This is a genomic window from Streptococcus sp. F0442 (assembly GCF_000314795.2).
GTDB lineage: Bacteria > Bacillota > Bacilli > Lactobacillales > Streptococcaceae > Streptococcus.
The window spans coordinates 567686-581204 of sequence record NZ_KB373314.1 but is presented as its reverse complement, the minus strand read 5'-3'; the positions used below and the strand labels follow the sequence as shown (position 1 = coordinate 581204).

Annotated in this window: 6 protein-coding genes; 5 read left to right on the top strand and 1 reads right to left on the bottom strand. The window is 46.1% G+C overall.

What is annotated here, in order from left to right:
- The first annotated feature begins 34 nt into the window (after positions 1-34).
- From HMPREF9186_RS02955 to HMPREF9186_RS02945, 3 genes are all read left to right on the top strand, one after another.
- A complete protein-coding gene (locus tag HMPREF9186_RS02955; protein ID WP_009731339.1) occupies positions 35-1804 on the top strand; it encodes a glycerophosphoryl diester phosphodiesterase membrane domain-containing protein in 1770 nt (589 codons plus the stop codon).
- Positions 1805-2028: 224 nt separating this feature from the next.
- Positions 2029-3774 carry an ABC transporter ATP-binding protein gene (locus HMPREF9186_RS02950; RefSeq protein WP_009731338.1) on the top strand — a complete coding sequence of 582 codons (1746 nt, stop codon included), beginning with the start codon at positions 2029-2031 and terminating at the stop codon, positions 3772-3774.
- Entirely contained in the window at positions 3764-5632 is a 1869-nt protein-coding gene (locus HMPREF9186_RS02945; RefSeq protein ID WP_009731337.1) for an ABC transporter ATP-binding protein, read from the top strand. The genes HMPREF9186_RS02950 and HMPREF9186_RS02945 overlap by 11 nt, the downstream gene beginning before the upstream one ends.
- Before the next feature lie 314 nt (positions 5633-5946).
- Here the strand turns inward: HMPREF9186_RS02945 and HMPREF9186_RS02940 are convergent, their stop codons facing one another.
- Positions 5947-6429: a glutathione peroxidase gene (locus tag HMPREF9186_RS02940; RefSeq protein WP_009731336.1), complete on the bottom strand. Its 483-nt coding sequence runs from the start codon at positions 6427-6429 to the stop codon at positions 5947-5949.
- 158 nt (positions 6430-6587) lie between these two features.
- Here HMPREF9186_RS02940 and rexB point away from each other — a divergent pair, with 158 nt between their 5' ends.
- Both rexB and addA read left to right on the top strand, forming a co-directional pair.
- Entirely contained in the window at positions 6588-9854 is a 3267-nt protein-coding gene (rexB, locus tag HMPREF9186_RS02935) for an ATP-dependent nuclease subunit B (protein ID WP_009731335.1), read from the top strand.
- Positions 9851-13516, top strand: a complete 3666-nt coding sequence (gene addA / locus HMPREF9186_RS02930) for a helicase-exonuclease AddAB subunit AddA (protein WP_009731334.1) — start codon at positions 9851-9853, stop codon at positions 13514-13516. The genes rexB and addA overlap by 4 nt, the downstream gene beginning before the upstream one ends.
- Positions 13517-13519 lie beyond the last annotated feature (3 nt).

The following is a 13519-nucleotide window of genomic DNA, read 5'->3' as shown; positions in this document are numbered from 1 at the left end:
CGCTATTCTAGGGGAATGAAAGAAAAGGAAAGGGATGGAGATGAAACGGAGTTACTGGCAGGACCTGAAGGGGGCCTTTTACTTGATCTGGCGCAATAAATGGTCCTTTATCTCTGTGGGGATCCTTTTGCAATTTGTGGTTGGTATTGGGGCTGCGGCGTTGAGTTGGGTCTTTCAACTGGCAGTCTTGCTTGCTGGTCAGGCCAATATCGATAAGAACAACTTGGTCTCTGTTATGAGCCATCCCTTGAGTTTGCTGGCTCTTTTGGTCTTTATCATGGTCTTTGCTTTCTTGTTTATGTTGGAGATGCGGACCCTGATTTCGGTCATTTACCTATCGCGAACCGACCGACACTTGTCCTTTAAAAAGGTCTTGCGGCAATCATTTGGTCGTTTGAAGGATTTGTCGGGGAGAAACCTGCTTTACTTTCTGCTCTATCTTCTTTTGACCTTGCCTGTCGCAGGTGTCTTGATTGGATCGACTCTGACTGATGGTCTTTACATTCCAACCTTTATCACAGGGGAGTTTGAAAAGACCACGATTGGCTCCATCGGACTCTTAGTGGTGCAGCTGACCTTTATCTATCTCAATCTTCGCCTCATCTATACAGTTCCCAACCTCGTGGTGGAGGAGCTTCCATTTGGTCGTGCCTTGAAAAAAAGCTGGAGCATGACCAAAAGAGGAAGCTTTCGTCTCTTATGGAGAATTCTGTCCTTTGAGTTTCTCTTAACCTTTCTAGGGATTTTGCTGGTCTTGGGTCTGGTCTTTACCTTGACGGTGATCGATAAAGAGGGGCAGTATTTCTGGGTGGAGACCATCTTTTTGGTCTTGATTCGGACCTTCCTGTTTATTTTTACAGTCTTGACAAAGGTGGGGTCGCTCGGCATCATCTTGGATTCTGCATGGGAAGTACCGAGCCGTTCCGTCATGCGCTCCAAAGGCAGTCGAAAGATGAAGGGGCTCTTTGCTCTGACAGTGGTCTTTCTCATGCTGCAATCGGGGATATCAGCCTTTGAACTAGCAACCCTAAAAGTCAATGATCAGATCAAGCTCATCGCCCATCGTGGCGATGTCTCTAAGGGGGTAGAAAATTCCCTGGAAGCCTTAGAAGCAGCAGCCAAGGGAAAGGCGGCTTATGCAGAGATGGATATTCTTCTCATCAAGGACCATCAATTTGTTGTCATGCATGACTACAACCTCAAGCGCCTGGCTGGGGTTGACAAGGACGTGAAAGACATGACCCTAGCTGAGGTGCAAGGCCTTAAGATTCAGCAGGATGGTCACACGAGTCATATCCCTTCTTTTGAAGAATATGTTAAACGGGCCAAAGAATTGAAGATGAAGCTCTTGGTTGAGCTTAAGCCTCACGGTGCAGAACCGAAAAACTACGTGGATCTTTTCGTCCAGAAGATGCGGGACTTGGGGATCGAGAAAGACTATCCGGCCATGTCTTTGGATCTGTCGGTCATGGAAAAGGTCGAGAAAAAAGCTCCTGAGATCAAGACTGGCTATGTTATTCCCATTCAATTTGGTCGCTTTGAGAATGATTCGGTAGACTTCTTTGCGATTGAAGACTTTTCTTATCAGGAGGAATTGGTGACCCAGGCCCATGAGATGAAAAAAGAGCTCTATGTCTGGACCATCAATGACAAGCAGAAGTTGACGAAGTATTTGCAACAACCCTTTGATGGCTTGATTACGGATGAATTGACAGAGGCTCAAAGATTGAAAAAAGATTTGAAACAAAACAAGTCCTACTTTGATCGCGTCTTAAATCTTGTCGCTACGTCTAAGGAAGAATAAGAGGCACTCTGCTTTAAAGGTTTCTCAAAATAGGAGAAGCCTTTTTAGCTGACTTAAATCTTGCTTTTTTTGTGAAATTAGTATACAATGATACTTAATTAGTATACATGCGTAATCCCTAGGGTCTTTCCCTCAGGGAATTTTGTGTGTTTTGACCTATTTTTCGGTGGGAAAAAGCTTTGCTTCTCCCGCAGAAAAAAGTATGAAAAACTTTGGAGGTAATGATGATTCGATCCTTAATTTCCGAGATCAAAGAATTCAAGAAGCCCTCGATTTTGGCTTCCTTGTTCATGGTCTTTGAAGTCATGTTTGAGATTTCGATTCCCTTTGTCATGGCGAGTCTATTGGACCAGGGTGTTCAACAAAGAAACATGAACAATATCCTATTTTACGGTGGGCTCATGCTGGTCTGTGCCTTTCTCTCCCTCTTTTGTGGGATGCAGTCTGCCCGTTATGGTGCCTATGCTTCAGCTGGTTTTGCTAAAAACCTTCGTCGGGCCATTTTCAAAAAGGTTCAAACCTTCTCATTTGAAAATATTGACCAGTTCTCATCTGGTGGTCTGGTTACTCGGATGATGACGGACGTGACCAATGTGCAAAATGCCTATCAAATGGTCATCCGGATCTGTGTACGGGCACCGCTCAATTTGATTTTTGCCATTGCGGCCTGTTTCTTGATCAACCCGGAAATGGCTATGATCTTTGTCTATGTGACCATCTTTTTGGCAGCTGTTCTAAGCATCATCATGAAGATTGTTTATCCGCTCTTTACAGAAGTGTTTGAATCCTATGACAATCTTAACAACAGCATTCAGGAAAACATTACCAATATGCGAGTGGTGAAGTCTTACGTTAAAGAAGCCGACGAAACGGTTAAATTCCAAAAAGCTTCCCGCCGGATTTACAACATGTTTATGAAGGCAATCCGTATCGTTGTCTTTAGTAGCCCAGCTATGATGCTTTCCATGTATGCTTCCTTCCTTTTGATCTCTTGGATTGGGGCACATCTGATCGTTGGTGGCCAACTCTCTACTGGGAATTTGACTTCTATGTTTAGCTACACCATGACCATTCTCATGTCGCTGATGATGTTTATGATGATCTTTGTCATGTTGTCGATTTCCATGGCCTCGGTCGAGCGGATCAATGAAGTCTTGACGACCAAAGCGACGATTGTCTCCCCAGAAAATGGAATCAAAGAAGTTGCAGATGGATCCATCAACTTTGAAGATGTGACCTTTGCCTATACTGATGAGAATGGCGACAAGACCCATGTCTTGCAAGGAATTAACCTTTCCATTCGTTCAGGGGAAGTCATTGGTATCTTAGGGGGGACAGGATCAGGGAAGTCTAGTCTAGTACAGTTGATTCCTCGTCTCTATGATGTCGAGTCTGGTCGGGTGACAGTAGCAGGCCACGATGTCAAAGAATACGATCTTGATTCCCTTCGTAAGCAAGTGGCCATGGTTCTTCAGACCAATGTTCTTTTCTCTGGTACGATTAAAGAAAATATGCGCTGGGGAAATAAAGATGCGACGGATGAAGAGATCATCGCAGCTTGTAAGATTGCCCAAGCCGATGAATTTATTCAAGATTTCAAAGAGGGTTATGACACCATGATTGAGCGTGGGGGATCCAACGTCTCCGGTGGACAGCGCCAACGTCTCTGTATTGCGCGTGCTCTTCTCATGAATCCGAAGATCTTGATCTTGGATGATTCGACTTCAGCGGTCGATACCAAGACAGATAGTTTGATCCGTCAAGGATTGGCAAGGAGCTTAAAAGAGACTACCAAAATTATCATTGGTCAACGGATATCCTCTATTCAGGATGCAGATCGTATCATCGTCATGAATGATGGTCAAATCGATACCATCGGTAGCCACGAGGAATTGCTTTCGACCAATGCCATCTACCAAGAAGTATATGAAATGCAAACACAAGGGAAAGGAGTAGCAGATGAAAACTAAGAAAAAAGCAAATCTAGGTTCACTCCTTCGCCTACTGGACTTCCTATGGAAAAACTACAAGCTGTCCTTGATTGTTTCCTTTATCTTAATCATTCTATCGTCTCTTGCGACGGTCAATGTGATAGCTTCGATTCAGTCCTTGGTCGACGTCTATGTGGAGCCCATGCTGTCGTCCAACAGCCATGACTTTGGACCGCTCTTGTCCTTCTTGACAAGGGTTGGTTTGATCTGTTTGATCGGGGTCCTTGCCAACTATGGCTTTACCTTGATTATGGCGACCATTTCACAAGACTCGCTTAGAAGCCTTCGGAATCAGTTGTTTGCTCGCATGCAAAAACTGCCCGTTCGCTACTTTGATACCCACCAACACGGGGACATCATGTCTATCTATACCAATGACATTGACGCTCTTCGCCAAGCGATTGAACAATCCATTCCCCAACTTTTATCCTCAGCGATTATGATCCTTGGGGTAACGATTACCATGCTGACCGTCAGTCCGCTCTTGTTCTTAATTGTTCTGATTATGGTCATCGTTATGTTCTTTATTATCAAGGATGTTTCTGGCAAGTCCGGCCGTTACTTTGGGGCCCAACAAAAGAACTTAGGGATCGAAAATGGCTTTATTGAAGAAATGATGTCGGGTCAAAAGGTGGTCAAGGCCTTTGTCCACGAAGCAGAAAGCATCGAGGATTTTGATCGGATCAATGACCAACTCTTTGAATCTTCTTACCAAGCCAATCGCTATGCCAATGTTCTCATGCCGATTCTTGGGAACCTAGGAAATGTTTCCTTTGTTCTGACATCCTTGATCGGTGGGATCATTGCCCTAAATGGCATCGGTGGTTTAACCATTGGTGGTCTCATGGCCTTCTTGCAATTGAACCGTTCCTTCACGGGTCCCATTGCCCAGGTCTCTCAACAATTGAACTTTGTCCTGATGGCCTTGGCTGGTGGAGATCGTATCTTTGATCTTTTGGACGAAGAAGAAGAAGTTGACCAAGGAAAAGTGACGCTGGTCAATTATGAACTGGTCGACGGAGAAATGGTCGAAACCGATCAGAAAACCAACAAATGGGCTTGGAAACACCCGCGTCCAAATGGAGATTATCAGCTTGTCAAGATGGTCGGAAATGTGGTCTTTGATGATGTTGATTTCTCTTATGATGGGAAGAAACAAATTCTTCATGGGATCAATCTCTATGCGGATAAGGGTCAAAAAGTGGCCTTTGTCGGAGCGACCGGTGCAGGGAAGACAACCATCACCAACTTGATCAACCGATTCTATGATATCCAATCCGGAATGATTACTTATGATGGGATCGATATCAAATTGATTGAGAAAGATTCTCTTCGTCGTTCCCTCGGAATCGTTCTTCAAGATACCCACTTATTCACTGGTACGATTGCGGAAAACATCGCTTATGGCCGTGCCGATGCAACGCGGGAGGAGATCCTTGAGGCAGCTCGGATTGCCAATGTAGATTCCTTTGTCAAACACTTGGATCAGGGCTATGAAACGGTCTTGACGGATGATGGGGCTGGCCTTTCAAATGGTCAACGACAATTGATCGCCATTGCCCGTGCAGCCCTTGCCAATGCGCCAGTCTTGATTCTGGACGAAGCGACGTCTTCGATTGACTCACGGACAGAGAAGATGGTGCAAGAAGGGATGGACCGCTTGATGGAAGGTCGGACTGTCTTTGTCATTGCCCACCGTCTGTCGACAATTGTCAATTCCGATGTCATCATGGTGATGGACCATGGACGCATCATCGAGCGAGGCAACCATGCTTCCTTGATGGCAGAAAAAGGAACCTATCACCGTTTGTACACTGGTGGACTTGAAATTGATTAAAGAAAAAAAGCCTGAGCCAGCGCTCAGGCATAGAATGAAGACAAAGTCATCTTAAAAACTTTCCTTAGGTGAGTACGGACGTCAGCGAACTTCTACGAAGTTCCATGACTAATTATTGAGCCTAAGGTCTCAATAATTCCGAGTGCCTGAATCTTAATTGTTTCAGGCACTTTTCTCACGGCGGAAAGTTTTGGTATTTTCTTGATTCATTTTAAAAATTAGAACTCATTTTATTTTTTGCAGAATCTCTTAACTTATTTCTAAATAGTTTGTCTACATAAAAAAAGCCTGAGCCAGCGCTCAAGCTTTTTTGCTTATTTTTCAAGTAATTCTTGGATTAAGTCTTCCATAGCATCTGGTTCTGTTTTGGAGGAGAAGCGTTGGGCGACTTGGCCTTGTCGGTCGATGACAAATTTTGCGAAGTTCCATTCAATGCGTTTGCCCAGTGGTCCAGCTGCTTGGCTTTTGAGCCAGTCATAAAGAGGAAGGGCTTCTTTACCATTGACCTTGGCTTTAGCGAATCGTGGGAAGGTGGTCTGGTAGTTGAGGCTACAGAAGCTATTGATTTCTTCTGCAGTTCCTGGAGCTTGTCCCATGAATTGGTTACAAGGGATGTCTAGGATTTCCAGCCCTTTTTCCTTGTAGCGCAGGTAGAGATCTTGCAGTCCTTGGTATTGCGGGGTCAAGCCACAGCCTGTTGCTGTATTGACCACGATAAGGACTTTACCTTGGTAGTGGGAAAGAGAAATTTCTTCCCCTTGTTGGTTTTCTAAAGAAAAATCATAAATGCTGGTCATAGGTGTTATCCTTTCTGTCTTTTCATCTTTAATTGTAGCACAAATATCCTAAAATTGGGCCAAGAGGACCATGACTTCTTGCTTTAGTCCCACTTGTGAAAATGATATAATAAGAAGATAAAAGCTCTCAAGAAAGTGCCCAAAGGAGAACGGATCGGATGAAATTACTCTATACGGATGTTCGGACCCCCTTGACCCAGGTCCTGACGCAAGAAGCCGTAGGGTTAGTAGAAGATGGCAAGCGTGTGTTTTACATTGCACCTAACTCTCTTTCCTTTGAAAAAGAAGCCAAGGTCTTGTCCTATTTAGAAGGTCAGGCTTCTTTTGCCATAACCGTTACGCGCTTTACTCAAATGGCCCGTTATTTCATCCTGAATCAGGTTTTTGAGGAGAAAGCCTTAGATGACATCGGACTAGGCATGTTATTTTTTAAAGCTCTTTCCCACATGAAGGAGCAGGACCTTAAAGTTTATGGGGCCTTGCGTAAGGATTCTCAGTTTATCCAGCAACTGGTTCAGCTCTATCATGAATTGCAGACGGCCCAGATGGATTTTACAGATTTGGAGTTGCTCGAGGAAGCTGAAAAAAGAGAGGACCTCTTGGCGATTTTTGAAGCGGTCTCTGAGATGCTGGTCCAGCATCAGTATGAATCCCAGTCCAAGATGGCCTTTTTCCTCAATCAGGTCGAAGCAGGGCACTTAGAGGAGCAATTAAAGGATGTGGCGATCGTCGTCGATGGCTTCACGCGTTTTTCTGCAGAAGAAGAGGCCTTGATTGGTCTCCTTCACCGAAAAGGAGTGGAGATTGTCATCGGGGTCTATGCCAGTGAAAAAGCCTATCGAGCAAGCTTTAGAGAGGGCAATCTTTACCAGGCCAGTGTTGATTTTCTGCTCCAGCTAGCTAAGACTTTTCAGGTTCAACCTCAATATTGTGGGCAAGCAATCGAAGATTCTTTTAGTCGCATGACCCGCATGTTGGAAGCGCGCTACGATTTTTCACAAATGGAAGATGTGCTGGAGAACCAAGATCGAACCGCTGTCCAACTCTGGCAAACCAATACGCAAAAAGAAGAGTTGGAATTTGTCGCTAAATCCATCCGTCAGCGTCTTCATGATGGGGCCCGGTATCGGGATATTCGGGTCTTGTTAGGCGATGTAGAAGCTTATCAACTGCAGCTCAAGACCATTTTTGATCAGTATCAGATTCCCTTTTACTTGGGACGAAGTGAAGCCATGGTCCATCATCCCTTGATTCAGGTCATTGAATCCTTGTGGCGGATCAAGCAGTTCAATTACCAGACCGAAGACGTCATCAATCTGTTGAAAACGAGTCTGTATAGTGACTTGACCCAAGAAGAAGTCGATTCTTTTGAGCAGTACCTTCGCTTTGCGGAAGTAAAGGGGGCTGCAAAATTTCACAAGCCTTTTACCAGCAATCGTCAGGGTAAGTTTAATTTGGAAGGGCTCAATACTCTCCGGGAACGCGTCGCAGAACCTTTAGCTCCTTTCTTTTCACAGCGCAAACAAAAGGTGACCCATCTCTTAATGGCCTTTACAGAGTTTCTGCAAGAGGCTCAGCTTTCTCAGAATTTACAAGCTTTGATCAAGGATCTAGCTTTGGAAGAGCAGGAGCGCTATGACCAGGTCTGGAAGGCCTTCCTCCACGTCTCAGAAGAATTGAATCTGGTTTTTGAGGACCAAGAGCTGACAGTGGATGACTTTTTGGCCCTCCTCTTATCGGGGATGCAATTGTCTCAATACCGGACAGTTCCTGCTACTGTCGATGTGGTGATGGTTCAGTCCTATGACTTGATTGAACCCTTGACAGCACCTTATGTCTACGCGATCGGGCTGACCCAGGAACGTTTTCCCAAGATCGCGCAGAATACCTCGCTTCTCAGTGAAGACGAGCGCCAGCAGCTTAATGAGGCCACCCAAGAAGGAACAGAGCTCCAGGTGGTGACCAGCGAAAATCTCAAGAAGAATCGCTTTGTGGCGGTTTCGTTACTCAATGCAGCGACCAAGCAGTTGGTCCTATCGGCCCCTAGCTTGGTGAATGAAACGGAAGATAGTGTCTCTCCTTACCTTCTAGAATTGGCCAAGGAGCCTATTGCCATCGAGTGGACAAGCAAACAAGCCCAAGCTTCGAGTGATGACATCGGGACCTACCGAGCCCTCTTAGCGCGCGTGATCGAACTCCATCAAGAAGAGATCACTAGTGAGCTGTCTGCTGAAGAAGCCAGCTTTTGGGGTGTGGCGGTGCGGGTCTTGCGCAAGAAATTGCAAGCAGAAGGCATTCAGATTCCTCAGATTTCAACGGAATTAAAGAGTCGCCAGCTTCAGTCGGATACCCTTCAAGCGCTCTATCCAGAAGGCAAAGCCTTGACCTTATCTGCTTCTGCCTTGAATGAATACTACAAGCACCAGTATGCCTTTTATCTGCGCTATGTCTTGGGCTTACAAGAAGATAAGACGATCCGGCCAGACGCTCGCAGTCATGGGAATTTCTTGCACCGAATCTTTGAAAAAGTCTTAAAAGACAGCTCCGATCAAGCTTTTGATCAGCGCTTAAGCGAGGCGATTCGAGAAACCAGCCAAGAAGCAGAGTTCCAGCAATTGTATGGAGAAAATGGAGAGACCGAGTTTATTCGCAACTTGCTTCTTGATACCGCTAAAACAACCGGACGGGTCCTCGCCCAGCAAAATGGCATCGAGACCATTGGTGAGGAGACCCTCTTTGGAGGGAGTGCTCACACCTCTTATCCTTTATCTGATGGCAGGCTCTTACAGCTACGAGGAAAGGTGGACCGAATTGACCAATTACGAGAACAAGGAGCTCTTGGCGTTGTGGATTACAAGTCGAGCTTGACGCAATTCCACTATGACAAGTTCTTTAATGGTCTGAATTCTCAATTGCCAACCTATCTCTCTGCCATTCAGGATCTGAAGGAATACCAAGAGGAACAAGGGATTTTCGGAGCCATGTATTTAGAAATGGGAGATCCCCTAGTGGATCTGAAAAAGACCAAGACAGTAGAGGACGCCATCAACCAAACTATGAAAAGTCAACAGTACAAGGGGCTCTTTATGGCAGATCAGGCGCCTTATCTGGGCGAGGCCTATGATAAGAACAAGGCCATGATGCTGAGTAAGGAAGAGCTGGACCTGCTCCTCTTGTACAACGCTTATCTCTATAAAACAGCAGCAGAAGGGATTCTCAAAGGGCAATTTGCCATCAATCCCTATAGTGAAAATGGGCGCAATATCGCACCATATGTGGAGCAGTTTAAATCCATCACAGGCTTTGAAGCCGATCGTCACCTCGGTCAGGCACGGTTCTTGACCAAACTAGACCAAAAAGGAATACGCGGTGAAAAGGTGAAAGCCGCTTGGATCGAGAAGATGAAGGAGGTCTTGAACAAATGATCAAACAAGCATTTTTGACAAGAGAAGAAATCAAGGCCCTTCAGGCCCAAGAGGCAGCCTCTACTAAGGAGCAAAAACGAACACCAGAACAGATCGATGCCATCTATAGTTCGGGGACCAATATCTTGGTGTCGGCCTCGGCTGGTTCGGGGAAGACCTTTGTCATGGTGCAAAGGATTTTGGATCAGATCCAGCGAGGCATTTCGATTAAGGAGCTCTTTATCTCTACCTTTACGGTCAAGGCAGCAGGAGAGCTCAAGGAACGTTTGGAAAGTGAGCTTGGGAAAGCCCTGCAAGCGAGCGATGACCCAGAACTCAAGCAACACCTGGCCAGTCAAATCGCAGATGTCGCAACGAGCGATATCGGAACCATGGACTCCTTTACCCAAAAGGTCCTAACGCGCTATGGCTATTTGCTTGGGTTGGCGCCCCAGTTTCGCATTTTACAAAATGCCAGTGAGCAGCGTCTCTTGCAAAATGAAGTCTTTCAAGCTGTTTTTGACCGCTATTACCAAGGAGAAAACCAAGAAGCCTTTGTCCAGATGGTCAAGAATTTCACGGGACAGCGCAAAAATTTGACCTTGTTTAAAGAGAAGGTCTACCAGATCTATGACTTTCTTCAGTCCACCAGTGATCCGGAGAAATGGTTGGAGGAGCATTTCTTAAAAGGCTATGAAGAGACCGATTTTGAACAGGTGGAAACTACCCTAATGGAGAGCATCCAGCAGGCCCTTTATGAGGCAGAGAGCTTTTTTGCCTTTCATTTGTCTAATGAAGGCCAAGCATTTGGCAAGGCCAAATATTTGGAAGCCGTGCAAGAGGTGCTGGATCAGATTGGAAGCCTCACAGAGCGCCCTAATAAAGCGCAACTGACCTCTGTCCTAAAGGCAGTCGTGGCGATTAGTCGAGCTTCAAATGGGGGAGCCTTGACCAATAGAGCCCGAAAGGAAGAGCTGAAAGACCTAGTTACGGCTTATAACCAAGACAAAAATCTTCATATCAACCGCCTCAGAGACTTGGAAAATCAGCTCTATCAGCTGGAATTTCAACAAACCTTCCACCAAGAAGAAGGCCCCATGCTCTCCTTGCTGCGGGACTTTATCAGAGACTTTGCTCGTGCTTATCTGGAGCGAAAAATTCAAGAGAAAGCCTATGAATTTGGAGACATCAGTCATTTTGCCATTCAAATTTTAGAGCAATTCCCAGAGGTAAGACAAGCCTTTCAGGAGCGCTATCATGAGGTCATGGTTGATGAGTACCAGGATACCAACCATACCCAAGAGCGGATGTTGGACTTGTTGTCAAATGGCCACAATCGCTTCATGGTGGGGGATATCAAGCAATCCATTTACCGCTTCCGTCAGGCAGATCCACAGATTTTCAATGATAAATTTAAGGCCTACCAAGAAGAAGGGGCAAAAGGGCGGTTGATTCTCCTCAAGGAAAATTTCCGGAGTCATGTGGAAGTGTTGGATGCGACCAATGATGTCTTTCGCCATTTGATGGACGAAGAGGTAGTAGAGATTGACTACAATCAAACCCACTATCTAGTTGCAGGAAGCGACAAGCAGCGGATGGCCTTGCCACAACATCGGGCTGAATTTTTGCTCTATGATGGTAGCCAAGACCAGGAAGAAAAGGCCGAAGACGAGGAAGTTGCTTCTGGACTCGAGACGGTTTCCAAGGGAGAAATTCTCCTTGTCATCAAAGAAATTTTACGCCTCCATCGGGTGGAAAAAGTGCCTTTTAAAGAGATCACTCTCTTGACCGCGACTCGAACGCGAAATGACGCGATTCTGGAATCCTTTGACCAGTACCAGATTCCGATTGTGGCAGATAGCGGACAGGCGCATTATCTTGAGTCACTAGAAGTGATGGTCATGCTGGATACCTTGCGGACCATTAATAATCCCTTGCATGATTACCCCTTAGTGGCCCTTATGAAATCCCCTATGTTTGACTTTGATGAAGATGAGCTGGCACGGATTTCCTTGCAGACGCTTCCAGAGAAAAAGCAAGTGGCCTTCTACCACAAGGTCCAGTTAGCCTTTGAAAAAACTGCAGAGCATGCAAATCTGATCGATGCCAAGCTCCTAGCTAAAATCGAGAACTTCCTCCAGGTTTTATCTACTTGGCGCGCTGCTTCCAAGACCCATTCGCTTTATGATTTGCTGTGGAAAATCTATGAGGATCGCTATTACTACGACTATGTTGGCGCCCTTCCAAATGGCGCCCAGCGCCAGGCCAACCTCTATGCCTTGACGCTTCGGGCCAATGATTATGAGAAGGCCAGCTTTAAGGGCTTGTCGCGCTTCATTGCTATGATCGATAAGATCATTGAAAATGAACACGATTTGGCCAGCGTTCCTCTGGCAGCACCCAAAGATGCCGTCCAGCTCATGACCGTCCATAAGAGTAAGGGGCTGGAATTCAAGTATGTCTTTATTCTCAATATGGACAAGGCTTTCAACCGCAAGGATCAATCGGGACCGATTATCCTCAGTCGCCAAAAAGGGATTGGTTTTAAATACATTGCCAACCTGCCAGTTAAGACCGAAAATCCAGCTGCTCCAGAGTCCATTCGTCTGCAGATCGAAACACCTTGCTACCAAGGCAATGTGGAAGAAACAAAATTAGCCACGATTTCAGAGCAGATGCGTCTTCTATATGTTGCTATGACACGGGCCGAGCTCAAGCTCTATCTGGTCGGAAAAGGCCGTGAGGACAAACTGCGAGATACCGATTGGGGGACCAGTCGCAATGGCAAGCTGGATCCGGAAAAACGAAAAGAATGGACCTCTTATCAGGACTGGCTCTTTGCCATTCAAGATGTGTTTGCCAAGAATACTCTGGCCTATGACACGCGTTTTGTGACAGATGAAGACCTGACACCGAACCAGCTGGAGCCACTAGAGAAGGAGAAGGATTCCCGCCTGGATCAGCTCAAGGATGTCCGCCAGTCAGAGGATATTCGTCGGGCTTTGGATATCTTGGAAAATGTTGATCGGCTCAATCAGCTTTATGCTCCGGCCATTCATTTACCTAGTGTCCGTACCCCTAGCCAGATCAAGAAATTCTACGAGCCGGTCATGGATGCCAATGGCGTCCAGATCATGGATGCGAAGACCGTGACACCTGACTTTGAGCTCCCAACTTTTGGTCAAGAAAAAGCGGTGACAGGAGCCCAAGTTGGTAGTGCTGTCCATGAACTCATGCAGCGCGTGCCTCTTGAAGAAGCAATCACTCTTGATACACTGCGTCAAGCCTTGGAGCAAGTCCAAGCAGAGCCAGCGGTCAAAGCGCGCATCAAGCTAGAGGCTATTCTCGCTTTCTATGAGACGCCTTTGGGAACCTTACTTCAAAGAGAAGCCCCTCGTGTTTATCGTGAAGCCCCCTTTGCCATGCTGAAGAAAGATCCAGCTAGTGGAGAGGACTTTGTCGTGCGGGGGATCTTGGATGGGTATATGGTGCTAGAAGATCGGATCTTGCTCTTTGACTACAAGACAGATCACTACAAGGACCCTAGCCAATTGGTCGAACGATACCGAGATCAGCTCGATCTTTATGCAGAAGCTCTTCGCCGTTCCTATGGCCAAGAGCACGTTGAAAAATATCTGGTACTTTTAGGTGGCCCTCATCTAGAAGTGGTGAAAGTGGAGTAACAC